This is a genomic window from Sphaerotilus sulfidivorans, from assembly GCF_013426975.1.
GTDB lineage: Bacteria > Pseudomonadota > Gammaproteobacteria > Burkholderiales > Burkholderiaceae_C > Sphaerotilus > Sphaerotilus sulfidivorans.
The window spans coordinates 15,184-37,756 of the sequence record NZ_JACCPY010000036.1 but is presented as its reverse complement, the minus strand read 5'-3'; the positions used below and the strand labels follow the sequence as shown (position 1 = coordinate 37,756).

Annotated in this window: 23 protein-coding genes; 20 read left to right on the top strand and 3 right to left on the bottom strand. The window is 68.5% G+C overall.

Annotated features, from left to right (window positions below; genetic code table 11):
* The 4 genes from lpxA to HZU84_RS16885 all read left to right on the top strand — a co-directional run.
* Positions 1-718 (top strand): acyl-ACP--UDP-N-acetylglucosamine O-acyltransferase (gene lpxA, locus HZU84_RS16900; RefSeq protein WP_180693020.1); only part of this gene is annotated, 718 nt, incomplete at its 5' end.
* A gap of 18 nt (positions 719-736) precedes the next feature.
* Positions 737-1,885: a lipid-A-disaccharide synthase gene (lpxB, locus tag HZU84_RS16895; RefSeq protein ID WP_149503265.1), complete on the top strand. Its 1,149-nt coding sequence runs from the start codon at positions 737-739 to the stop codon at positions 1,883-1,885.
* On the top strand, positions 1,857-2,525 hold the full coding sequence (rnhB, locus tag HZU84_RS16890; protein ID WP_149503266.1) for a ribonuclease HII: 669 nt from the start codon (positions 1,857-1,859) through the stop codon (positions 2,523-2,525). Before lpxB ends, rnhB begins: the two co-directional genes overlap by 29 nt.
* Positions 2,522-3,301, top strand: coding sequence for a TrmH family RNA methyltransferase (locus tag HZU84_RS16885; protein ID WP_149503267.1), 780 nt, complete (start codon positions 2,522-2,524; stop codon positions 3,299-3,301). Before rnhB ends, HZU84_RS16885 begins: the two co-directional genes overlap by 4 nt.
* Before the next feature lie 3 nt (positions 3,302-3,304).
* Here HZU84_RS16885 and ppsR read toward each other — a convergent pair whose 3' ends face one another.
* The gene (gene ppsR, locus HZU84_RS16880; RefSeq protein WP_149503268.1) at positions 3,305-4,126 is read right to left on the bottom strand and encodes a posphoenolpyruvate synthetase regulatory kinase/phosphorylase PpsR; all 822 of its coding nucleotides are present in this window, start codon (positions 4,124-4,126) and stop codon (positions 3,305-3,307) included.
* Positions 4,127-4,376: 250 nt separating this feature from the next.
* On the opposite strand from ppsR, the gene ppsA reads away from it, so the two are divergent.
* The 9 genes from ppsA (at position 4,377) to glmM (ending at position 13,400) form a co-directional block, all read left to right on the top strand.
* Positions 4,377-6,776 carry a phosphoenolpyruvate synthase gene (ppsA, locus tag HZU84_RS16875; protein WP_149503269.1) on the top strand — a complete coding sequence of 800 codons (2,400 nt, stop codon included), beginning with the start codon at positions 4,377-4,379 and terminating at the stop codon, positions 6,774-6,776.
* 200 nt (positions 6,777-6,976) lie between these two features.
* A complete protein-coding gene (locus HZU84_RS16870; RefSeq protein ID WP_180693019.1) occupies positions 6,977-7,237 on the top strand; it encodes a DUF4212 domain-containing protein in 261 nt (86 codons plus the stop codon).
* Positions 7,234-9,345, top strand: a complete 2,112-nt coding sequence (locus tag HZU84_RS16865; RefSeq protein ID WP_149503271.1) for a sodium:solute symporter family protein — start codon at positions 7,234-7,236, stop codon at positions 9,343-9,345. The genes HZU84_RS16870 and HZU84_RS16865 overlap by 4 nt, the downstream gene beginning before the upstream one ends.
* A 93-nt stretch (positions 9,346-9,438) precedes the next feature.
* Positions 9,439-9,801 carry a 30S ribosomal protein S6 gene (gene rpsF, locus HZU84_RS16860; RefSeq protein ID WP_037477728.1) on the top strand — a complete coding sequence of 121 codons (363 nt, stop codon included), beginning with the start codon at positions 9,439-9,441 and terminating at the stop codon, positions 9,799-9,801.
* A gap of 43 nt (positions 9,802-9,844) precedes the next feature.
* Positions 9,845-10,150, top strand: a complete 306-nt coding sequence (priB, locus tag HZU84_RS16855) for a primosomal replication protein N (protein WP_037477726.1) — start codon at positions 9,845-9,847, stop codon at positions 10,148-10,150.
* 13 nt (positions 10,151-10,163) lie between these two features.
* Positions 10,164-10,448, top strand: coding sequence for a 30S ribosomal protein S18 (gene rpsR / locus HZU84_RS16850; protein WP_037477724.1), 285 nt, complete (start codon positions 10,164-10,166; stop codon positions 10,446-10,448).
* Positions 10,449-10,461: 13 nt separating this feature from the next.
* Complete coding sequence (gene rplI, locus HZU84_RS16845; RefSeq protein ID WP_149503272.1) at positions 10,462-10,914, top strand: 50S ribosomal protein L9; 453 nt, start codon at positions 10,462-10,464, stop codon at positions 10,912-10,914.
* Positions 10,915-11,019: 105 nt separating this feature from the next.
* A complete protein-coding gene (gene folP / locus HZU84_RS16840; RefSeq protein ID WP_244954461.1) occupies positions 11,020-11,892 on the top strand; it encodes a dihydropteroate synthase in 873 nt (290 codons plus the stop codon).
* A gap of 167 nt (positions 11,893-12,059) precedes the next feature.
* The gene (gene glmM, locus HZU84_RS16835; RefSeq protein WP_149503273.1) at positions 12,060-13,400 is read left to right on the top strand and encodes a phosphoglucosamine mutase; all 1,341 of its coding nucleotides are present in this window, start codon (positions 12,060-12,062) and stop codon (positions 13,398-13,400) included.
* Positions 13,401-13,478: 78 nt separating this feature from the next.
* Here the strand turns inward: glmM and HZU84_RS16830 are convergent, their stop codons facing one another.
* Positions 13,479-13,973, bottom strand: coding sequence for a fasciclin domain-containing protein (locus HZU84_RS16830; RefSeq protein ID WP_149503274.1), 495 nt, complete (start codon positions 13,971-13,973; stop codon positions 13,479-13,481).
* Positions 13,974-14,160: 187 nt separating this feature from the next.
* On the opposite strand from HZU84_RS16830, the gene pstS reads away from it, so the two are divergent.
* From pstS to phoR, 7 genes are all read left to right on the top strand, one after another.
* Entirely contained in the window at positions 14,161-15,198 is a 1,038-nt protein-coding gene (gene pstS, locus HZU84_RS16825) for a phosphate ABC transporter substrate-binding protein PstS (protein WP_149503275.1), read from the top strand.
* Positions 15,199-15,370: 172 nt separating this feature from the next.
* Complete coding sequence (gene pstC / locus HZU84_RS16820; RefSeq protein ID WP_149503276.1) at positions 15,371-16,336, top strand: phosphate ABC transporter permease PstC; 966 nt, start codon at positions 15,371-15,373, stop codon at positions 16,334-16,336.
* 16 nt (positions 16,337-16,352) lie between these two features.
* The gene (gene pstA, locus HZU84_RS16815) at positions 16,353-17,240 is read left to right on the top strand and encodes a phosphate ABC transporter permease PstA (protein ID WP_149505198.1); all 888 of its coding nucleotides are present in this window, start codon (positions 16,353-16,355) and stop codon (positions 17,238-17,240) included.
* A gap of 17 nt (positions 17,241-17,257) precedes the next feature.
* Positions 17,258-18,043, top strand: a complete 786-nt coding sequence (pstB, locus tag HZU84_RS16810) for a phosphate ABC transporter ATP-binding protein PstB (RefSeq protein ID WP_037477710.1) — start codon at positions 17,258-17,260, stop codon at positions 18,041-18,043.
* 13 nt (positions 18,044-18,056) lie between these two features.
* The gene (gene phoU, locus HZU84_RS16805; protein WP_149503277.1) at positions 18,057-18,764 is read left to right on the top strand and encodes a phosphate signaling complex protein PhoU; all 708 of its coding nucleotides are present in this window, start codon (positions 18,057-18,059) and stop codon (positions 18,762-18,764) included.
* Positions 18,739-19,467, top strand: coding sequence for a phosphate regulon transcriptional regulator PhoB (gene phoB / locus HZU84_RS16800; protein WP_219340978.1), 729 nt, complete (start codon positions 18,739-18,741; stop codon positions 19,465-19,467). Before phoU ends, phoB begins: the two co-directional genes overlap by 26 nt.
* A gap of 43 nt (positions 19,468-19,510) precedes the next feature.
* Positions 19,511-20,881: a phosphate regulon sensor histidine kinase PhoR gene (phoR, locus tag HZU84_RS16795; RefSeq protein WP_149503279.1), complete on the top strand. Its 1,371-nt coding sequence runs from the start codon at positions 19,511-19,513 to the stop codon at positions 20,879-20,881.
* On the opposite strand, the gene HZU84_RS16790 is transcribed toward phoR, so the two are convergent.
* Entirely contained in the window at positions 20,863-22,536 is a 1,674-nt protein-coding gene (locus HZU84_RS16790) for a hypothetical protein (protein ID WP_149503280.1), read from the bottom strand. The two genes, phoR and HZU84_RS16790, sit on opposite strands and share 19 nt — an antisense overlap.
* Positions 22,537-22,573 lie beyond the last annotated feature (37 nt).

Sequence of the window (22,573 nt, the reverse complement as noted above, 5' to 3'; positions counted from 1 at the left end):
CTACACGATCGTCGGTCCGCATGTCGAGATCGGCGCGGGCACCACCATCGGCCCGCACTGCGTGATCGAGGGTCACACGACCATCGGGCGCGACAACCGCATCTGGCAGTTCTGCTCGCTGGGCTCGGACCCGCAGGACAAGAAGTACGCCGGCGAGCCCACGCGGCTGGAGATCGGCGACGGCAACACCTTCCGCGAGTTCTGCACCGTCTCGACCGGCACCGTCCAGGACGAGGGCGTCACCTGCATCGGCGACGACAACTGGATCATGGCCTATGTGCATGTGGCGCACGACTGCCGCATCGGCAGCCACACCATCATGGCCAATGTCACCACGCTGGCCGGGCATGTGCGGGTGGGCGACTGGGCGATCCTCGGGGGACTCACCGGCGTGCACCAGTTCAGCCGGGTCGGCGCGCATGCGATGGCGGGATTCGCCTCGCGCATCGCGCAGGACGTGCCGCCCTTCGTGATGGTGGCGGGCAACCCCTGCGAGGCGCATGGCTTCAACCAGGAAGGCCTCAAGCGCCGCGGCTTCGGCCCGGAGCGCATCCTGGCCGTCAAGCAGATGTACCGCGCGCTCTACCGCAAGGGCCTGACGCTGGAGGCCGCCCGCGCCGAGATCGAGGCGCTGCGCGCCGAGCATCCCGAGGCCGAGGCCGACATCGCGATGATGCTCGACTTCCTGGCCTCGGCCGGCCGGGGCATCGTGCGCTGACGGGTCGACAGGCTGACGATGACGATGAGCGATCCGCGCCTGGGCATGGTGGCCGGCGAGCCCTCCGGCGACCTGCTCGCCCAGCTGCTGCTGGGCGGGCTGAAGCAGCGCTGGCCGGCACTGCAGTCCTTCGGGCTGGGCGGCCCGCAGATGCAGACCCAGGGCTTCGACGCCTGGTGGAACTACGACCTGCTGGCGGTGCACGGCTACAGCCTGGAGCTGCTGCTGCGGCTGCGCCGGCTGTTCGCGCTGCGCGCCGAGCTGGGCGACCGGCTGCTGAAGGAGCGCCCCGACGCCTTCATCGGCGTCGACGCGCCCGACTTCAACCTCGGCCTGGAGGCCCGGCTGAAGAAGGCCGGCACCAAGACCATCCACTTCGTCAGCCCGTCGATCTGGGCCTGGCGGGGCGGTCGGATCCACAAGATCCGCGAGGCGGTCGACCATGTGCTGTGCCTGTTCCCCTTCGAGCCGGAGATCTACCAGCGCGCCGGCATCGCCGCGAGCTATGTCGGCCATCCGCTGGCCGACGCGATCCCGCTGGAGGTGCCGCGCGAGGCGGCCCGCACCGCGCTGGGCCTGCCGCTGGATGCGCGCGTGATCGCGCTGCTGCCGGGCAGCCGGCGCGGCGAGGTGCGCCACATCGCCCCGGCCCTGCTGGGCGCGGCGGCGCGGCTGGCCAAGCAGAACCCCGACCTGCGCTTCGTGCTGCCGGCCATGCGCGGGGTGCGCGACCTGCTCGATCCGATGGTGGCGAAGTTCGCCGGCCAGTTCGATCTGCAGGTGCTCGACGGCCGCTCGCACGAGGCGCTGGCCGCCTGCGACCTGACCCTGATCGCCAGCGGCACCGCCACGCTGGAGGCGGCGCTGTTCAAGCGGCCGATGGTCATCACCTACAGCATGCACTGGCTGTCGTGGATCCGCATGCAGGGCATGGCCTACCAGCCCTGGGTCGGCCTGCCCAACATCCTGCTGCGCGGCTTCGTCGTGCCGGAGCTGCTGCAGGACTCCTGCACGCCCGAGGCGGTCGCGCAGGCGGCGCAGCAGTGGCTGGACAGCCCCTCGCGCTGCGAGGGCGTCGGCCAGCGCTTCGCCGAACTCCATCATCTGCTGCGCCAGGACACGGCGCGCCGGGCCAGCGATGCGGTCGCGCAGGTCCTCGGCCGCTGATGGCGTGGCGACTGTGCCCGAGCCTGCGCAGTTCGCCTTCGTCTTCGATCGTCCCGGCCTGATGGCCGGCGTGGACGAGGCCGGGCGCGGCCCGCTGGCCGGGCCGGTGGTGGCCGCGGCGGTCATCCTGGACGAGCTGCAGCCGATCGACGGCCTGGGCGACTCCAAGGCGCTGACCGCACGCCGGCGCGAGCGGCTCTTCGACGAGATCCGCGCCAAGGCGCTGGCCTGCTGCATCGCCGAGGCCAGCGTCGAGGAGATCGACCGGCTCAACATCCTGCACGCGACGATGCTGGCGATGCGCCGCGCGGTCGAGGGCCTGCGCCTGCGACCGGCCAGGGTGCTGGTCGACGGCAACCGCATTCCGACGCTGCGCATCCCGGCCGAGGCCATCGTCAAGGGCGATGCCAAGGTCGCCGCGATCTCGGCGGCCTCCATCCTGGCCAAGGTCCACCGCGACCGGCTCTGCGCCGAGCTGCACACCCTCCACCCGGGCTACGGCTTCGATGTCCACAAGGGCTATCCGACCGCAGCCCATCTCGACGCGCTCAGGCGCCTCGGGCCCTGCGAGCAGCATCGCCGCTCCTATGCCCCGGTGCGCCGCGCCGAGCTCGAACACGCCTGCCGAAGCCCCCGATGAGAGAACCCCGCCACATCAGCTCGCGCGCGCATGCGCTGGTCAAGACGCTGCACCGGCTGGCCACCGAGCCGGCCGCCTCCCGGCGCCTCGGCCAGGTCTGGCTCGAGGGCGATCATCTGGCGCGTGCCTTCCTGGCGCGGGGCGGGCGGGCGGCGCTGGCGGTGGTCGGCGCCTCGGCCTGGCTGCAGCCGGGGCCGCGCGAGCTGGCGCTGCAGGCCGCCGAGATCGTCGTGATCGACGACGCGCTGCTGCCCGAGATCAGCTCGCTGGAGTCGCCCGCGCCGATCGGCTTCCTGATCGACCTGCCCTCAAGCGGCCAACAGCCGCTGCCCGGCGTGGCCACCGTGGTGCTCGACCGGCTGCAGGATCCCGGCAATGTCGGCACCATCCTGCGCAGCGCCGCGGCGCTGGGCGTGCGCCAGGTGCTGGCGATGAAGGGCAGCGCGGCGCTGTGGTCGCCGAAGGTGCTGCGCGCCGGCATGGGCGCGCACTTCGCGCTGCATCTGGTCGAGGCGCTGGCGCCTGACGATCTGGACGCGCTGGCGGTGCCTCTGGTGGCCACCAGCTCGCATGCCGCGGCCGCGATCGACCAGCTGGCATTGCCCGCCCCCTGTGCCTGGGTCTTCGGCCACGAAGGGCAGGGCGTGGGCCCGGAGCTGATGGCGCGCTGCGCGCTGACGGTGACGATTCCGCAGCCCGGCGGCGAGGAGTCGCTCAACGTGGCCGCAGCCACCGCGATCTGCCTGTACGAGTCGGCCCGCCAGTCGCGCCGCTGAGCTTCAGTAGATCAGCCGGTCCGGGCGCAGATCGCGCAGGATGGTGGTGGCGATCTCCTCGATCGACTTGTGGGTCGACGACAGCCAGGCAATGCCCTCGCGCTTCATCATCGCCTCGGCCTCGTTGATCTCGTAGCGGCAGTTCTCCAGCGCGGCGTACTTGCTGCCCGGGCGGCGCTCGTTGCGGATCTGGCTGAGCCGGTCGGCGTCGATCGTCAGGCCGAAGCACTTGTGGCGGTGCGGCAGCAGCATCGTGGGCAGCTTGCCGCGCTCGAAGTCCTCGGGAATCAGCGGGCAGTTGGCGGCCTTGATGCCGTGCTGCATCGCCAGATAGAGCGAGGTCGGCGTCTTGCCGCAGCGGCTCACCCCCACCAGGATCACGTCGGACTCGGCCAGGTTGCGCGCCGACTGGCCGTCGTCATGCGCCAGCGAGAAGTTGATCGCCTCGATGCGGTCGTGGTACTCCTGACTCTTGGCGACATCGGAGAAGCGCCCGACGCGGTGGTTGCTCTTCATGCCCAGCTCGGCCTCGATCGGCTCGACGAAGGTGCGGAACATGTCGAGCACCAGCGCGTTGGCATCCGCGGTCAGCCGCTCGCGCACCAGTTCGTTGGCCAGCGTGATGAACACGATCGGGCGCACGCCTTCCTGCGCAGCCGTCATGTTGATCTCCCGCACCACCTGCTCGGCCTTGTCCTCGGTGTCGATGAAGGGGCGCCGGACATGGCGCGGCTTGGTCGCGAACTGGGCGAGGATCGACTTGCCGAAGGTCTCGGCGGTGATGCCGGTGCCGTCGGAAACGAAGAAGACTGTGCGGTTGGGCATGAGCAGATGCGTATTGATGCTTAAGGGTACATGTCGGGTACATGATAGGCCGGGATGACCCTAGAATGGCCGGCAATTCGCTTCCACTGCCGATGCCGCGCCGCCCCGCCCACGCCCACCCAGAACGACGACAAGCGCGTCGGGTGACTGGCCGCGCCGCCACCGTTCCCGTCTGCCCTGGCTGCCTTCTGCGCCGCGGGGACCGGTCCGGCCCGGAAGCTCCGGTTTTTCTACATCATGGAGCTTTGTCATGTCTTCAACCCATCTGGAAACCGCCCTGGTCGTCCCGTTCGAGCAACTGCGGATGACCGACGTCGACACGGTCGGCGGCAAGAATTCCTCCCTCGGTGAAATGATCAGCCAGCTGGCGGCCTCGGGCGTCCGCGTGCCCGGCGGCTTCGCCACGACCGCTCACGCCTTCCGCGAGTTCCTGAAGGCCAGCGACCTGGCGGGCAAGATCAACGCCCGCCTCGACAACCTGAACACCGACGATGTGCGCGCGCTGGCCGAGGCCGGTGCCGAGATCCGTGGCTGGGTCGAGAGCGCGCCGTTCCCGGCCGACCTCGAGGCGGCGATCCGTGCCGAGTTCGCGCGCCTGACCGAGGGCAGCCCGGAGGCGTCCTTCGCGGTGCGCTCGTCGGCCACCGCCGAGGATCTGCCCGATGCCTCCTTCGCCGGCCAGCAGGAATCCTTCCTGAACGTCGTCGGCATCGAGGATGTGCTGCACAAGATCAAGGAAGTGTTCGCGTCGCTCTACAACGACCGGGCGATCTCCTACCGCGTCCACAAGGGCTTCGCGCACGCTGATGTGGCGCTGTCGGCCGGCATCCAGCGCATGGTGCGCTCGGACCTGGGCGCGGCCGGCGTGATGTTCACGATGGACACCGAGTCGGGCTTCCAGGACGTGGTCTTCATCACCTCCAGCTATGGCCTGGGCGAGACGGTGGTGCAGGGCGCGGTCAACCCGGACGAGTTCTATGTCCACAAGCCGGCGCTGCAGCGCGGCAAGTCCGCGGTCATCCGCCGCAACCTCGGCTCCAAGCTGATTCGCATGGAGTTCGCCACGCCGGAGGAAAAGGCTGCCACGAAGAAGCTGGTCAAGACCACCGACACGCCGCCTGAGCTGCGCAACCGCTACTCGCTGACCGACGAGGAGGTCACGCAGCTGGGCCGCTACGCACTGATCATCGAGCAGCACTACGGCCGCCCGATGGACATCGAGTGGGGCAAGGACGGCGTCGACGGCCAGCTCTACATCCTGCAGGCCCGTCCCGAGACGGTGAAGAGCCAGGCCGCCGGCAAGGTCGAGCACCGCTACAAGCTCAAGGGCGCTGACCGCATCGTGCTGGCCGAAGGCCGCGCGATCGGCCAGAAGATCGGCACCGGCCCGGTCCGCCTGGTCCACTCGATCTCCGAGATGGAGCGGGTGCAGCCCGGCGACGTGCTGGTCACCGACATGACCGACCCGAACTGGGAGCCGGTGATGAAGCGCGCCAGCGCCATCGTCACCAACCGCGGCGGGCGCACCTGCCATGCGGCGATCATCGCCCGCGAGCTGGGCATCCCGGCGGTGGTCGGCTGCGGCGACGCCACTGAGCTGCTGAAGGACGGCCAGCTGGTCACGGTCGCCTGCTCGGAAGGCGACACCGGCTACATCTACGACGGCCTGCTCGAGATGGAGGTCAGCGAGGTGCAGCGCGGCGAGCTGCCGTACTCGCCGGTCAAGATCATGATGAACGTCGGCAACCCGCAGCTGGCCTTCGACTTCTGCCAGATGCCGAACTCCGGCGTCGGCCTGGCCCGCCTCGAGTTCATCATCAACAACAACATCGGCGTGCACCCGAAGGCGATCCTCGACTATCCGAACATCGATTCCGACCTGAAGAAGGCGGTCGAGTCGGTGGCGCGCGGCCACGCCAGCCCGCGTGCCTTCTATGTCGACAAGCTGACCGAGGGCATCGCCACCATCGCCGCGGCCTTCTGGCCCAAGCCGGTGATCGTGCGCCTGTCGGACTTCAAGTCCAACGAGTACCGCAAGCTGATCGGCGGCAGCCGCTACGAGCCGGAGGAAGAGAACCCGATGCTGGGCTTCCGCGGCGCGGCGCGCTACGTCAGCAAGGAGTTCGGCGAGGCCTTCGCGATGGAGTGCGAGGCGCTCAAGCGCGTGCGCAACGACATGGGCCTGACCAACGTCGAGATCATGGTGCCCTTCGTGCGCACCCTGAAGCAGGCCGAGCGCGTCGTCGACATGCTGGCCGAGCAGGGCCTCAAGCGCGGCCAGAACGAGCTGCGCCTGATCATGATGTGCGAGATCCCGAGCAACGCCATCCTGGCCGAGCACTACCTGGAGTTCTTCGACGGCATGTCGATCGGCTCGAACGACCTGACGCAGCTGACGCTGGGTCTGGACCGCGACTCCGGCCTGGAGCTGCTGGCGGCCGACTTCGACGAGCGTGATCCGGCGGTCAAGGCACTGATCGCGCGCGCCATCGCCGCCTGCCGCGCCCGCGGCAAGTACATCGGCATCTGCGGCCAGGGCCCCAGCGACCACCCCGACTTCGCCGACTGGCTGGCCCAGGAAGGCATCGTGTCGATCTCGCTGAACCCCGACACGGTGGTCGATACCTGGCAGCGTCTGGCCAAGCGCTGATCCAGCGTTGATCGGGTGCTGATCCGGCACTGAACCGACCTCATCGAGGGCTCGTCCGGCAGGGCGGGCCCTTTTTCCTGTCTTTCCGGGCGGGCCGTGTCGGCCTCTTGGTGTCAGTCCCGTGGTACCGGGGGATGCATGCGCGCACAATTCACGCCGAGGTGACAAGCATGCAAGGCGAGAAGGTGGGCGAATCGGCCATGAGGGCAAGGGTGTACTGGCGACGGGTGCGTCTCTGGACCGTGCTGGGGCTGGTGCTGTGGTTCGGTGTCACCCTGGGGGTGTCGTGGTGGTCCTCGGCGCTTGACGTCTGGCGGGTCGGCCGCATGCCGGCGGGCTACTGGTGGGCGACCCAGGGTGCGATCGCCGTCTATCTGCTGATCATCGTCGGCCATGGCTGGGTGATGGACCGCCTCGAGCGGCGCTGCGCGGAGGCCGAGTCCGGCGCCCGCGTGTCATGACGGGGCTGGATCTGTCGACCTCCGAGGAAACGCGGGTCTTCACCCGCACGCTCAACCGGCGCTATGCCTTCTACACCCTGTGCGTGCTGGTGTTCGTCGGCCTGCTGGCGGCGCTCGAGCATGCGGGCTGGCCGCGCAGCTGGATCGGCGGCACCTTCCTGATCGCCACCGTCGCGGTCTATGCGGCCATCGGCCTGATGTCGCGCACCACCGACGAGGCCGAGTACTACGTCGCCGGCCGTCGGGTGCCGGCGGTCTACAACGGCATGGCCACCGCGGCCGACTGGATGTCGGCGGCCTCCTTCATCGGCACCGCCGGCGTGCTCTATCTGCAGGGCTTTGCCGGTCTGGCCTACATCCTGGGCTGGACCGGGGGCTACTGTCTGGTCGCGCTGCTGCTGGCGCCCTATCTGCGTCGGCTCGGCTGCTTCACCATTCCCGAGTTCCTGGGGGCGCGCTATGGCGGCACCTGGCCTCGGCTGGTCGGGGTGATCGCGGTGACGCTGGTGTCCTTCGTCTATGTGGTGGTGCAGATCTACGGCGTCGGGCTGATCACCTCGCACCTGACCGGCTTCAGCTTCGAGATCGGCATCTTCGTCGGGCTGGGCGGGGTGCTGGTGTGCTCCTTCCTGGGCGGCATGCGTGCGGTCACCTGGACCCAGGTGGCGCAGTACATCGTGCTGATCATTGCCTACCTGACGCCGGTGGTCTGGCTGTCGCTGAACCAGACCGGCAGTCCCTTCCCGCTGTTCTCCTATGGCCAGCAGCTCGAGCATGTCTCGCTGCGCGAGCAGATGCTCAAGGACGATCCGGCCGAGCTGGCGGTGATCCGCCAGCTCGAGGTGCGTGCGGCCGATGCCCGCCACAAGCTCGACGATGTGCGCCAGGCCATGGCCGACGATGTCGAGACGCTGACGGCGCAGGCCCGGGCGCTGCAGGCGGCCGACGCCGCGCCCTCTCGCATCCAGCAGGTCGAGCGTCGCCTGCTGACCCGGCCGCAGACCGAGGAGGAGGCTCGCCAGGTCTATCAGCGCGAGTACGAGGAGGCGCTGCAGCGCGCCCGGCCGCTGGGCGGGCTGCCGCCCCAGGCCCAGCCGCTGGTGGCCGGCGACCCGCGAGGCGATGCCCAGCAGCGGCGCGACTACGAGGAGGGCCGGCGCAACTTCCTGGCCCTGGTGCTGTGCCTGATGCTGGGCACCGCGGCGATGCCGCATGTGCTCACGCGCTACTACACCACGCCCTCGGTCAGCGAGGCGCGCCGCTCGGTCGGCTGGTCGCTGTTCTTCATCGCGCTGCTGTACCTGGCCGCGCCGGCCCTGGCGGTGATGGTCAAGTACGAGGTCTTCACCAATCTGGTCGGCCTGCCTTTCGACCAGCTGCCGGGCTGGATCCGGCGCTGGGCCAAGCTCGACCCCTCGCTGGTCTCGGTCGAGGACATCAACGGCGACGGCCTGCTGCAGCTCGCCGAGCTGCACCTGGGCGGCGACGTGATCGTGCTGGCGGCGCCCGAGATCGGCGGGCTGCCGCTGGTGGTGACCTATCTGGTGGCCGCCGGCGGTCTGGCCGCGGCGCTGTCGACCGCCGACGGCCTGCTGCTGACCATCTCCAATGCGCTGTCGCATGACTTCTACTTCCGCTTCGTCAACCCGCGCGCACCGGCGATGCGCCGGGTGATGCTGTCGAAGTTCCTGGTGCTGGTGGTGGCGCTGATGGCGGCCTTCCTGGCCTCGATGCGCTTCGCCGACATCCTGCAGTTCGTCTCGGCGGCCTTCTCGCTGGCGGCGGCGGCCTTCTTCCCGGCGCTGGTGCTGGGCATCTTCTGGCAGCGCGCCAACCGCACCGGCGCGGTGCTGGGCATGCTGACCGGGCTGCTGGTGTGCGTCCTCTACATGGTGACCAACCATGAGGTGCTGCGCCGCATGTTCGGCATCACCTGGCCGCTGGCCGACTGTCGCTGGTGGGGCATCGATCCGGTGGCTGCGGGCGTCTTCGGCGTGCCCGCGGGCGCGCTGGTGCTGGTGCTGGTCAGCCTGCTGACCGCCCGGCCCGGGCCGGAGCAGCTGGCGGTGGTGGCGCGTCTGCGCGATCCTCTTTCCGGCAAGGGCTGATTCGCGCTATACTTGCAGGCTTTTCTTCCCTTGCTGCACCCGTGACAGACGCTGCGGGGCGGCTTCCGCAACAGGAATCCCCAAGGAGTTGCAATGCGTCACTACGAAATCGTCCTGCTGGTCCACCCGGACCAGAGCGAGCAGGTTCCGGCCATGCTGGAACGCTACAAGGCCCTGGTGACCGCTTCGGGCGGCCAGGTCCACCGTGTCGAGGACTGGGGTCGCTTCCAGCTCGCCTACCTGATCAACAAGCTGGCCAAGGCGCACTATCTGTGCCTGAACATCGAGTGCAGCAAGGAAACCCTGGCTGAGATCGAGACCGGCTTCCGCTTCAACGATGCCGTGCTGCGTCACCTGACGGTGCGTCGCGACAAGGCCGAGACCGGCCCGTCGTCGATGATGAAGCGCGTCGAGAAGGAAGAAGCGCGCAAGTCCCAGCAGGAGGCGAGCGCCTGATATCCGGTTCCTGACGCCGCACGCGACCCCGCGACCGACCGCGATGAACCAGCTTGTTCTGCAGGCCACCGTCGTCGAGCGCGCCGCGCTGCGCCACACCCCGGCCGGTCTGCCGGCGCTCGATGTCCGCCTGGCGCATGCCTCGCAGGTCGAGCATGCCGGAATGCCGCGGCAGGTCGCTCTGGAGATCCATGCGACCGCCATCGGCGAGACGGCCGGGCGCCTGCAGCAGCTGCAGGTCGGCCAGGAGGCTCTGTTCCAGGGCTTTCTCGGCAAGCAGCGCAGTGGTCGTGGCGTCATGTTCCATATCAGTTCGTTCCAATCCGTTCCTCACACATCCGCACCGTAATCAGGAGGTCCTCATGCCCCCGCCGCGCAGCAAGTTTTCCAAGGGCCGCAAGGTCAAGCGCAACCAGCAGTCGCTGCTGTTCAAGCGCAAGCGTTTCTGCCGTTTCACCGTCGCCGGTGTCGAGTCGATCGACTACAAGGATCTCGACATCCTGCGCGACTTCGTCGGCGAGAACGGCAAGATCACGCCGGCCCGCCTGACCGGCACCCGCGCGATCTACCAGCGTCAGCTGACCACCTCGATCAAGCGCGCCCGTTTCCTGGCGCTGCTGCCGTACAGCGACCAGCACAAGGTCTGAGAGGAGAAACGCGATGCAAGTGATCCTGCTCGAAAAGGTCGCCAATCTGGGCGTGCTGGGTGATGTCGTCAAGGTCAAGGACGGCTATGCCCGCAACTTCCTGATCCCGACCGGTGCCGCACGCCGTGCCACCGAGAAGGCCATCAAGGAATTCGAAGTCCGCCGCGCCGAACTGGAAAAGGCCCAGGCTGACAAGCTGGCCGCCGCTCAGGCCCAAGGCGAGAAGCTGGCTGGCAAGACCGTCACCATCAGCCAGAAGGCCGGCGTCGACGGCCGTCTGTTCGGTTCGGTGACCAACGCCGACATCGCCGAAGCGCTGAAGTCGCAAGGCGTCGAGATCGTCAAGGCGCAGGTGCGTCTGCCCAACGGCCCGCTGAAGGTCGTCGGCGAGCAGACCGTCGCGATCGCGCTGCACCACGATGTCGTGGTCGACGTGACCGTGGCCGTCGTCGGCGAGACCGACTGACCAGCCTGATTCCGGTGCGCCGGAGTCATCTGCAAGAGGCCGGCATCCGCCGGCCTTTTTTCGTTTCCGCCGACCTGTTCCGACCTGATCTGATCTGTTCCGACCATGTCCATGCCGCTGTTCCGACCTGAGGGCGCGCCGGTCTGGCGCACCACCCGCCATGTGCTTGCCCTCGATCGGGTGCGCATCATGGGCATCGTCAATGCCACGCCGGATTCCTTCTCCGATGGCGGGCGCGATCCGGCGGCTTCGCTGCGGCATTGCGAGACGCTGATCGGGCAGGGCGCGGACATTCTCGACATCGGCGGCGAGTCGACCCGGCCCGGGGCTGAGCCGGTGCCGGTCGACGAGGAATGGCGGCGCATCGAGCCGGTGCTGCGCCATGCACTCGGCCTGGGCGTGGCGGTGTCGGTCGACACCTGCAAGCCGGAGGTGATGCGCCGTGCGCTCGATCTGGGCGTGGACATCGTCAACGATGTCGCCGCGCTGCGCGCTCCTGGTGCGGTCGATGCGGTTGCGGCCCATCCGTCCTGCGGCCTGTGCCTGATGCACATGACGGGCGAGCCGCGCACGATGCAGCTGGCTCCGCACCATGACGATGTCGTCGCCGAGGTGGTCGCGCATCTGGCCGGTCGGGTGGCCGAGCTGGAGGCACGCGGCGTGGCGCGCGAGCGCATCGTGCTCGATCCGGGCATCGGCTTCGGCAAGCGGGTCGAGGACAACTTCGCGCTGATCCGCGGCCAGCAGGCGCTGCTGGCGCTGGGCCTGCCGGTGCTGGCGGGCTGGTCGCGCAAGTCCTCGCTCGGTGCGGTCACCGGCGGACGACCGGTGGGCGAGCGCCTGGCGGCCAGCGTGGCGGCGGCACTGGCGGCCGCCCACTGCGGCGCGCGCATCGTGCGTGTGCACGATGTGGCCGAGACGGCCGATGCGCTGAAGGTCTGGCAGGCTGCAGATCTGCTTCCGCGTGCCGAAACCTGATCCATCCCATGCCCACCGCATGCAAAGGCTGTTAATTAAGGAAAGAGTCGCGCGGGCTTCATCCGCCTGCGGCGACAATCGGTGACCCGCTTGTGTAATGAAATGTTTCTCGAGGACATTTCCTTGCGCGCGGCAGGAGAGGCACTCGACCCCAGGACTGAAACGAGATGAGCAGACAGTATTTCGGCACCGACGGCATTCGCGGCACCGTCGGCACCTATCCGATCACGCCGGACTTCGCGCTGCGTCTGGGCAATGCGGTGGGGCGCGTGCTGCGCGCCGGCCGCCCCGACGGCGAGCGCCCGGTGGTGCTGATCGGCAAGGACACCCGCGTGTCCGGCTACATGCTGGAGTCCTCGCTGGAGGCCGGGCTGAACTCGGCCGGCGTCGACGTGATGCTGACCGGGCCGCTGCCCACGCCGGGCGTGGCCTATCTGACCCGCGCGCTGAGGCTGGACCTGGGCGTGGTGATCAGCGCCTCGCACAACCCCTTCGGCGACAACGGCATCAAGTTCTTCTCCGCCAAGGGCGAGAAGCTGCCCGATGCCTGGGAGATCCAGGTCGAGGCCGAGCTCGAGCGCGAGCCGGTCTGGGTCGACTCGGTGGCGCTGGGGCGTGCGCGCCGGCTGCAGGATGCCTCCGGGCGCTACATCGAGTTCTGCAAGTCGACCTTCTCGAACGAGCTGTCGCTCAAGGGCCTGAAGATCGTCGTCGACGGCGCGCATGGCGCGGCCTACCAGATCGCGCCGGACGTGTTCCATGAACTCGGCGCCGAGGTGGTGCGCATCGGCTGCGAGCCCGACGGCTACAACATCAACGAGGGTGTCGGCGCGACCCATCCGCGCACGCTGCTGGCGGCGGTGCGCGCGCATGGCGCCGACTACGGCATCGCGCTCGACGGCGACGCCGACCGGCTGCAGATGGTCGATCGCGACGGCCGCATCTACAACGGCGACGAGTTGCTGTATGTGATGGTGGCCGACCGGCTGGCGCAGGGCGAGCGCGTGCCCGGCGTGGTCGGCACGCTGATGACCAACATGGCGGTCGAGCTGGCGATCCGCGGCCAGGGCATCGAGTTCATCCGTGCCAAGGTCGGTGACCGCTACATTCTCGAGGAGCTTTCGCGCCGCGGCTGGCAGCTCGGCGGCGAGGGCTCGGGGCATCTGCTGGCGCTGGACCGCCACACCACCGGCGACGGCATCGTCAGCGCGCTGCAGGTGCTGCAGGCGCTGCAGCGCAGCCGCAGGTCGCTGGCCGACATGCTCGAGGGCGTCGAGCTGTTCCCGCAGACGCTGATCAACGTGCGCCTGCAGCCTGGCCAGGACTGGAAGGCCAACCGCGCGCTGGCCGAGATGCAGACGGTGATCGCCGCCGAGCTGGGCGACAGCGGCCGCATCCTGATCCGCGCCTCCGGCACCGAGCCGCTGGTGCGGGTGATGGTCGAGGCGCGTGACGCCGAGGTCGCGCGTTCCAGCGCCGAGCGTCTGGCCGCGACGCTGCGCGACTGATCCGCAAAGCAGAAAAAGCAGCAAGGGGGCGGATCCGCAAGGATCCGCCCCCTTGGCTTTGCCTTGTTCTGCGCCAGCTTACTTCTTGACCGGCGGCATCAGCACGCGGTCGATGACATGCACGGTGCCGTTGCGGGCCGGCAGGTCGGCCTGAACGATCATCGCTTCTTCCAGCGTCACGAAGTCGCCGGCGCGCGAGGTGGCGATCTCGGTGCCGGTGCTGGTGCGCACCTTGGCCGGCATCTCGCGTGCGGTCACCCGACCGGCGACCACATGGTGGCCGAGCACGGCCTTGAGCCGGGCCGGGTCGGCCGCCAGGGCGTCCAGCGTGGCCTTGGGCACCGCCTTGAAGGCCTCGTCGTTCGGGGCCAGCACCGTCAGCGCCGCCTCGCCGCGCAGGGTGTCCTGCAGGCCGGCCTGAGTCACCAGGCGGTTCAGCGTCGACAGCTCCGGTCGGGCGGCCAGGGTGTCGGCCAGCGTCGGGGCCGGATTCAGGCTGGCGCAGCCCGACATCAGCAGGGCGCAGGCGATGGCGCCGACGCTGCCCAGGAAAAGGCGCTTGGGTTGTTGCATGGGGTTGCTCCTCGAGATCTGATCGCTGTGGATCGCTGCAAACCGCAGAAGTGTCTCGACGACCAGTGACCATCTCATGACAATGCCGAGCGGCTGGAGGGGTCACGGAAGTGTCACAAACCGACCCTAGCATGCAGCCTGTCACGGCCCTGGCGCCGGTTTTGCAACAAGTCACCAAGGACACGTCATGAATTCCAGCGCTTTCGGTCGCGGTCTCCTTTCCTTCACCCTGCTGGCGGCCGCCTCCATGGCTTCGGCCCAGGATGTGACCGGTGCAGGCGCGACCTTCCCGGCTCCGGTCTACGCGAAGTGGGCCGATGCCTACAACAAGGCCACTGGCGCCAAGGTGAACTACCAGTCGGTCGGCTCGGGTGCGGGTCTCAAGCAGATCAAGTCGAAGACGGTCGACTTCGGTGCCTCCGACATGCCGCTGAAGGACGCAGAACTGGCGGCCGATGGCCTGATGCAGTTCCCGACCGTGATCGGTGGCGTGGTGCCGGTGGTCAACATCAAGGGCATCCAGCCGGGCCAGATCAAGCTGACCGGCCAGCTGCTGGGCGACATCTACCTGGGCAAGATCACCAAGTGGAACGATCCGGCGCTGGTGGCGCAGAACCCGGGCGTGCCGCTGCCGGATGCGGCCATCTCGGTCGTGCGCCGTGCGGACGGCTCGGGAACCACCTTCCTGTTCACCAACTACCTGTCGAAGGTGAACGCCGAATGGAAGGCCAAGGCAGGCGAGGGCACCGCGGTCAACTGGCCGACCGGCGCTGGCGGCAAGGGCAACGAAGGCGTGTCGGCCTTCGTGATGCGTCTGCCCAACTCGATCGGCTATGTCGAGTACGCCTACGCCAAGCAGAACAAGATGGCGCATGTCCTGATGAAGAACAAGGACGGCAACTTCGTGGCGCCCGATGACGCCAACTTCAAGGCTGCGGCCGCCGGTGCGGAGTGGAGCAAGTCCTTCTACCAGGTGCTGACCGAGCAGCCGGGCAAGGATGCCTGGCCGCTGACGGGTGCGACCTTCATCCTGATGCACAAGACCCAGGACAAGCCGGCCTCGGCGACCGGTTCGCTGAAGTTCTTCGACTGGGCCTATGCCAACGGCGACAAGATGGCTGCCGATCTCGAGTACGTGGCGCTGCCGGCCACGGTCAAGGATCTGGTGCGCAAGCAGTGGGCCGAAGTCAAGGACGGCTCCGGCAAGGCGATCTCCTACAAGTGATCTGAAGTGACTCGAACGGGCCTGATCTGATCTGATCGGGTCGGTTCCAACCGAAGGCGAGCCGGTGCGCCCCTTGCGCTGCCGACTCGCCTTTGCCATGAAGAACCCCCCAGAAGGAGTGGCCATGGCCGCTACACTGCCGGCTGACAGTTCACCGACTGCAGCCAAGAACATGATCAAGACTTCCGGATCCGGCCAGCCCCGCAGTGCGCGCAAGCCCTGGGCCGACACCCTGTTCGCGCTGCTGGCGCGTGCCAGCGCGCTGCTGACGCTGGCATTGCTGATCGGCATCATCGTGTCGCTGATCGATGGCGCGATGCCGGCGATCCGCGAATACGGCCTGTCCTTCCTGTGGCGCAGCGAATGGGATCCGGTCCAGGACCAGTACGGCGGCCTGGTGATGATCTACGGCACGCTGATGACCTCGATCATCGCGCTGCTGATCGCGGTGCCGGTGAGCTTCGGCATCGCGCTGTTCCTGACCGAGCTGTCGCCGGCCTGGCTGAAGCGCCCGCTGGGCATCGCCGTCGAGCTGCTGGCGGCCGTGCCGTCGATCGTCTACGGCATGTGGGGCCTGATGGTCTTCGGCCCGCTGCTGTCCGAACATGTGCAGATGCCGCTGCAGTCGCTGTTCCAGGGCGTGCCGGTGCTGGGCGAGCTGTTCTCGGGCCCGCCGGTGGGCATCGGCCTGCTGTCGGCCGGCATCATCCTGGCGATCATGATCATTCCCTTCATCGCCTCGGTGATGCGTGATGTCTTCGAGGTCACCCCGCCGATGCTGAAGGAGTCTGCCTACGGCCTGGGCTCGACCACCTGGGAGGTGGTCTGGAAGGTGGTGCTGCCCTACACCAAGACCGGCGTGGTCGGCGGCATCATGCTCGGCCTGGGCCGTGCGCTGGGCGAGACGATGGCGGTCACCTTCGTGATCGGCAACATGAACCAGCTCAACTCGCTGTCGCTGTTCGAGGCGGCCAACAGCATCACCTCGGCGCTGGCCAACGAGTTCGCCGAGGCCAACGAGGGCCTGCATCAGGCCTCGCTGATCTATCTGGGCCTGGTGCTGTTCTTCATCACCTTCGTGGTGCTGTCGTTCTCGAAGGTGCTGCTGGCGCAGCTGAAGAAGAACGAGGGCCGCTGACATGAACACCTCCTCCATGAACACCTCCCCGAGCGCTGCAGCCACCTCCGCGCTGCATGCCTCGCGCGCGGCGATGCATCGCCGCCGCAAGTGGGTCAACAATGTCGCGCTGCTGCTGTCGCTGGCGGCGATGGCCTTCGGCCTGGTCTGGCTGGTCTGGATCCTGTTCGAGACCATCCGCCTCGGTCTCGGCGGCCTGTCGCTGATGACCTTCACCGAGATGACGCCACCGCCCCAGGAGGAGGTCGGTGGCCTGGCCAACGCGATCATGGGCTCGCTGCTGATGGTGACGCTGGCCACGCTGATCGGCACGCCGGTCGGCGTGATGGCCGGCGTCTATCTGGCCGAGTACGGTCGCAGTGGCTGGCTGGGCAGCGTGACCCGCTTCATCAACGACATCCTGCTGTCGGCACCCTCGATCGTGATCGGCCTGTTCATCTATGCCGTCTGGGTCGACCGCTTCAAGTCCTTCTCGGGCTTCGCTGGCGTGCTGGCGCTGGCGCTGATCGTCATTCCGGTGGTGATCCGCACCACCGAGAACATGCTCAGCCTGATCCCGAACGCGATGCGCGAGGCCGCCTACGCGCTGGGCACGCCGAAGTGGAAGGTGATCCTGTCGATCACGCTGAAGTCGGCCCGCGCCGGCGTCATCACCGGCGTGCTGCTGGCGATCGCGCGCATTTCCGGCGAGACCGCGCCGCTGCTGTTCACCGCGCTGTCGAACCAGTTCTGGACCACCAACCTGAACGAACCGATGGCCAGCCTGCCGGTGACCATCTTCAAGTTCGCGATGAGCCCCTACGAGAACTGGCAGAAGCTGGCCTGGGCTGGCGTCTTCCTGATCACCATCGGTGTCCTGGCGCTCAACATCATCGCCCGCACCTTCCTGCGCAACAAGCACTGAGCACTGAGTCACCCATCATGGATACCCAAGTCAATCTGCCGACGACCGAGAAGGTCAAGCTGTCGGTGCGCAACCTGAACTTCTACTACGGCGCCTTCCACGCGCTGAAGAACATCAACATGGATCTGCCCGAGAAGAAGGTCACCGCCTTCATCGGGCCCTCGGGCTGCGGCAAGTCGACGCTGCTGCGCACCTTCAACCGCATGTTCGAGCTCTACCCCGAACAGCGCGCCGAAGGCCAGATCCTGCTCGACGGCCAGGACATCCTGACCAGCAAGGAAGACGTCTCGCTGATCCGCGCCCGCGTCGGCATGGTGTTCCAGAAGCCGACGCCCTTTCCGATGTCGATCTACGACAACATCGCCTTCGGCGTGCGCCTGTTCGAGAACCTCTCGCGCGTCGAGATGGACGAGCGCGTGGAATGGGCGCTGAAGAAGGCCGCGCTCTGGACCGAGGTCAAGGACAAGCTCGACCAGAGCGGCTCGGGCCTGTCGGGCGGTCAGCAGCAGCGCCTGTGCATCGCGCGCGGCATCGCGATCAAGCCGGAAGTGCTGCTGCTCGACGAGCCGTGCTCGGCGCTCGATCCGATCTCGACCGGCAAGATCGAGGAGCTGATCGACGAGCTGAAGTCCGACTACACCGTGCTGATCGTGACGCACAACATGCAGCAGGCCGCGCGCAGCTCGGACTACACCGCCTACATGTACCTGGGCGACCTGATCGAGTTCGGCCCCACCTCCGACATCTTCATGAAGCCGAAGAAGAAGGAGACCGAGGACTACATCACCGGTCGCTTCGGCTGATCACAGGAGTCTCTTGATGGACAAGCATCTCTCCAGCCAGTTCGACGCCGAGCTCAGCGGCATCTCCACCCGCGTGCTCGAGATGGGCGGCCTGGTCGAGGCCCAGGTGGCCCAGGCGGTCCAGGCGCTGACGCTGTTCAGCACCGACATCGCCACCCAGGTGATCCGCATCGAGGAGCGGGTCAACCAGATGGAGATGGAGATCGACCGTGACCTGTCGTCGATCATCGCGCGTCGCCAGCCGACCGCACGCGATCTGCGCCTGCTGATCGCGATCTCCAAGACCATCGGCAATCTCGAGCGCGTCGGCGACGAGGCCGCGCGCATCGCCCGCACCGTGCAGGGGCTGGTGAGCACCGGGGTGTCGAGCCGGCTGCGTTTCCCGGTGGGCGATGTCTCGCACGAGGCCAGCCTGGCGACCAATCTGCTGCGCAAGTCGCTGGATGCCTTCGCGCGACTGGACACCAACCAGGCGCTCGAGGTGATCCGCCAGGACAACGAGATCGACCGCGAGTTCGACGGCCTGATGCGCAAGCTCATCACCTACATGATGGAAGACCCGCGCACCATCTCGGCGGCGATCGATCTGGTCTTCGTCGCCAAGGCGATCGAGCGGGTCGGCGATCACGCCAAGAACCTGGCCGAGCAGATCATCTACATCGTCAAGGGCACCGACGTGCGGCACAACCCGCCCGATGCGGTCGCCGACATGGTCAAGTGACGTGACCCGCACGCTGATCGTCGAGGACGAGCCGGCGATCGCCGAGCTGATCGCGATCCATCTGCGCCATGCCGGCCATGAGGTGACGCAGGCCGGCACGGTGTCGCAGGCGCGTGCGGCGGTCGACGCAGTGCTGCCCGATCTGGTGGTGCTCGACTGGATGCTGCCCGGTGGCTCCGGCGTGGAGCTGGCACGCCACTGGCGCGCGGCGGCACGCACCCGCGAGCTGCCGATCCTGATGCTCACCGCACGCGGCGACGAGGCGGACATGATCGCCGGGCTCGATGCCGGCGCGGACGACTATCTGGTCAAGCCCTTCTCGCCGGGCGAGCTGATGGCGCGCATCCGTGCGGTGCTGCGCCGGCGCGCGCCGACGGCGCTGGCCGAGGGCCAGCTGCAGGTGGGGCCGCTGCGGCTCGATCAGGCGGCGCATCGGCTCGAGGTCGATGGCCGGCCGGTCAAGCTCGGTCCAACCGAGTTCCGGCTGATCCAGCACCTGATGAGCCATCCGGAGCGGGTCCACAGCCGCTCGCAGCTGCTCGACCGGGTCTGGGGTGATCATGTCTTCATCGAGGAGCGCACCGTCGATGTCCACATCAAGCGGCTGCGCGAGTCGCTGATGCCGGTCGATGCCGGGCGGATGATCGAGACGGTGCGGGGTGCCGGTTATCGCTTGCTGAAGGATCGTCCCGCCGCCGGCTGAGCCGGACCGCGCGCGAGACGACAGGACAGGAAGGTTCCACATCATGAGTCTGGCGCTCAAGCGCCTGCTGTCGCTGCTGCTGAGCCTGAGCCTGCTGGCGCTGGTCGGCGGCGTGGTCGGGCTGAAGCTGGGTGCGCCGGTGCTGGGCACCTGGGCCGGCGCGCTGCTGGGTGCGGTCTGGGCCGGCTGGCGCGATGCCCGCCGTGCCGGACGGCTGATGCGCTGGATGCGCGGCAACATGGAGGCCGAGGCCCCGCGCGACGGCGAACTCTGGGGCGAGCTGGCCTACCGGACCGAGCGCGCGCTGCTGCAGCGCGACCAGCGCATGCAGCTCGAGCGGCGTCGGCGCGAGGAGTTCCTCAGCGCGATCGAGGCCTCGCCCAACGGCGTGCTGCTGCTCGATGCCGACGAGCAGATCGTCTGGCTCAGCCAGGTGGCGGCGGTCCATCTCGGGCTGGACCCCGAGCGCGACATCGGCCAGCGCATCACCAACCTGGTGCGCACGCCGGCCTTTGTCGCGGCGCTGCAGTCGGGCAGCACCGAGCCGCTGCTGATGGCGGGCAGCCAGCCGGCGCAGCTTCTGCTCTCGGTGCTGGTGCGCCGCTACGGCAGCGTCGGCCAGCGGCTGGTGCTGACGCAGGATGTGACCGAGCGCCAGCGCAACGAGGCGATGCGGCGCGACTTCGTCGCCAATGTCTCGCACGAGATCCGCACGCCGCTGACGGTGCTGGCCGGCTTCGTCGAGACGATGGCCACGCTGCCGCTCGGCCCGGATGACCGCGAGCGCATGCTGCAGCTGATGACCCAGCAGACCCGGCGCATGCAGACCCTGGTGACCGATCTGCTGACGCTGGCGCGCCTGGAGGGCAGCCCGCAGCCTGCGCCCGACGACTGGCATCCGGTGGCCGACCTGATCGAGCAGATCGGCGTCGAGACGCAGGGGCTGTCGCGCGGTCGGCACCTGATCCGCCTGCCCGGGACCGGCGACGCCGATCTGGCCGGCGTGGAACTGGCCGGCAATCTCAGCGAGCTGCTGTCGGCGATGACCAATCTGGCCAGCAATGCGGTGCGCTACACGCCCGACGAGGGCCGGATCTCGATCGGCTGGCAGCTTCGTCCGGGCGGCGGTGCGGTGTTCGAGGTGAAGGACAGCGGCATCGGCATCGCGCGCGACCATCTGCCGCGACTGACCGAGCGCTTCTACCGGATCGACGGCAGCCGCTCGCGCGAGACCGGGGGCACCGGGCTGGGCCTGTCGATCGTCAAGCATGTGGTGCAGCGCCATGGCGCCGAGCTGACGATCGACAGCCAGATCGGCCAGGGATCGACCTTCCGCATCCTGTTCCCGGCCTCCCGGGTCCGGGTGCACCGGGCGGTGGCCGAGGCCGCGCAGGCTCAGGAACTGCGCCGGTAGATCAGGATCACTTCGTCGCGGTCGGTCGGGCGGCGCACCCGGGTCTGCAGCTGCCAGCCGGCCAGCACCGGGCTGCGCTGGCGCTGCGGCTCGGTGCCGATGCGCTCGCCCTGGGCCAGCACCAGCCAGCGGCAATCGGTGCGGCGCGGGTCGCGGGTCAGCGTCCAGCGGCCGTGCACCTCCAGCGCGGCCAGCTGGCCGCGACTGAATTCCGGTGCGACCAGGCAGGCGCCCGCCGGCACCTGCTGCGCGATCTGGCGCACCATCGGCCGATAGCTGCGTGCGTAGTCGAGCACCGGCAGCAGCAGCGTCATCGTCAGCAGCCAGCTCAGCGCCACGCCGCCGGCCGGCAGCACCAGGGTCTTCCACAGCGCCTGGCGGTGGCGCCCGGTGCGCCAGCGCACCAGGGCCAGCCAGGCCAGCGTGCCCGTCACCGCCGCCAGCAGCGCGAGAGGCTGGAACACCGGCTCGAAGCCGGGAGCGAGCTTCATGATGTTGCCCGCCGGCCGTGCCGGAATGCCGGCATGCATCGACAGGTAGAGCACCCACACCGTCAGCGCGCAGGCGCTGAAGAAGAAGACCGAGAACCAGTCGATCGCCGCACCGACGCTGCGCCTGAGCGTGGGCAGTGCGAACGCGGCCATGATCGCCAGCGCCGGCAGCGCCAGCATCAGCGCACGGTCCGAGCCGCCCATGCCGATGCTCGCCGCCAGCGCGATCAGCAGCACCGCCAGCGGCACCGACAGATGGCGCTTGAGCAGATGGCGGCGCCAGTGCCACAGCGTCCATCCTGCCAGCGGCCAGACCGGCCAGGTGAACCAGATCAGCAGCCGCGCCAGGCTGGCCGGATCGCGCAGCGGCGCCAGCCGCCAGGCCCAGGCCTGCAGCAGCGTCGCGACGATGCCGGCCAGCAGGGCGCCGGCCAGCAGCCAGGGCACCTGACGGCGGGCGTCGGCATAGCTCGATCGCTGGCTGATCAGCATGCCGGCCAGGGCCAGCAGCAGGCCGGTGGTGGCCGCGCCGCTGGCCGCCAGCAGGGCGGGCGCCAGCAGCACCGCCATCCGGCCGTGCCAGGTCTTGTACGGACTGGCCGCCAGGCCGTAGAGCAGCAGTGCGGTGGCAGCCAGTTGCACCAGCTCCGGCGTGGTCTCGTGACCGAGCTGCAGCAGGCCGAGCGAGGCGATCAGGGCCAGCAGCGCACCATCGGCGATCGCGCGGGCATAGTCGACCGGATGGGCCTCGCCGCCGAAGGCGAAGGCCAGCGGCTGTGCGGCCTCGGTCCGGGCCAGGTGCAGCGTGGCATACCAGACCAGTGCCATCGTCGCGGCCAGCAGCAGCGCGAAGGGCAGGCGCGCAGCCAGCGCCGGGTCCAGGCCCAGCGGCGTCAGCAGCGCCATCGAGGCTGCGCCGAGCCAGTAGGGCAGCACGCCGCCTTCGGCCACCAGCCCGGCGATCGAGGGCTGCAGCCAGCTCGACTCGCCACGCAGCAGGCTGGTCATGTAGCCGTAGGCGGCGATGTCGGCATTCTTCCAGGGGTCGCGGCCGAAGACGCCTGGCAGCAGATAGGCTGCGCAGAACAGCAGCAGCGCCAGCCGGGGCAGCCGCACGACGGCGCGCTGCGAGACCAGGGCAGGGGTGGGGCGGGTATCGGTCACGGCGACGGGCACGTCAGGCAACAAAAAAGGCAGCCAT

Coding starts and splice junctions, on each gene's coding strand:
- lpxB (WP_149503265.1), top strand. CDS start 737: ATGACGATGAGCGATCCGCGCCTGGGCATGGTGGCCGGCGAGCCCTCC.
- glmM (WP_149503273.1), top strand. CDS start 12,060: ATGAGCAGACAGTATTTCGGCACCGACGGCATTCGCGGCACCGTCGGC.
- folP (WP_244954461.1), top strand. CDS start 11,020: ATGTCCATGCCGCTGTTCCGACCTGAGGGCGCGCCGGTCTGGCGCACC.
- rpsR (WP_037477724.1), top strand. CDS start 10,164: ATGCCCCCGCCGCGCAGCAAGTTTTCCAAGGGCCGCAAGGTCAAGCGC.
- rplI (WP_149503272.1), top strand. CDS start 10,462: ATGCAAGTGATCCTGCTCGAAAAGGTCGCCAATCTGGGCGTGCTGGGT.
- rnhB (WP_149503266.1), top strand. CDS start 1,857: ATGCGGTCGCGCAGGTCCTCGGCCGCTGATGGCGTGGCGACTGTGCCC.
- pstA (WP_149505198.1), top strand. CDS start 16,353: ATGAACACCTCCCCGAGCGCTGCAGCCACCTCCGCGCTGCATGCCTCG.
- pstS (WP_149503275.1), top strand. CDS start 14,161: ATGAATTCCAGCGCTTTCGGTCGCGGTCTCCTTTCCTTCACCCTGCTG.
- priB (WP_037477726.1), top strand. CDS start 9,845: ATGAACCAGCTTGTTCTGCAGGCCACCGTCGTCGAGCGCGCCGCGCTG.
- HZU84_RS16885 (WP_149503267.1), top strand. CDS start 2,522: ATGAGAGAACCCCGCCACATCAGCTCGCGCGCGCATGCGCTGGTCAAG.
- phoR (WP_149503279.1), top strand. CDS start 19,511: ATGAGTCTGGCGCTCAAGCGCCTGCTGTCGCTGCTGCTGAGCCTGAGC.
- HZU84_RS16870 (WP_180693019.1), top strand. CDS start 6,977: ATGAGGGCAAGGGTGTACTGGCGACGGGTGCGTCTCTGGACCGTGCTG.
- ppsA (WP_149503269.1), top strand. CDS start 4,377: ATGTCTTCAACCCATCTGGAAACCGCCCTGGTCGTCCCGTTCGAGCAA.
- rpsF (WP_037477728.1), top strand. CDS start 9,439: ATGCGTCACTACGAAATCGTCCTGCTGGTCCACCCGGACCAGAGCGAG.
- HZU84_RS16865 (WP_149503271.1), top strand. CDS start 7,234: ATGACGGGGCTGGATCTGTCGACCTCCGAGGAAACGCGGGTCTTCACC.
- pstC (WP_149503276.1), top strand. CDS start 15,371: ATGATCAAGACTTCCGGATCCGGCCAGCCCCGCAGTGCGCGCAAGCCC.
- phoB (WP_219340978.1), top strand. CDS start 18,739: ATGCGGTCGCCGACATGGTCAAGTGACGTGACCCGCACGCTGATCGTC.
- ppsR (WP_149503268.1), bottom strand. CDS start 4,126: ATGCCCAACCGCACAGTCTTCTTCGTTTCCGACGGCACCGGCATCACC.
- pstB (WP_037477710.1), top strand. CDS start 17,258: ATGGATACCCAAGTCAATCTGCCGACGACCGAGAAGGTCAAGCTGTCG.
- HZU84_RS16830 (WP_149503274.1), bottom strand. CDS start 13,973: ATGCAACAACCCAAGCGCCTTTTCCTGGGCAGCGTCGGCGCCATCGCC.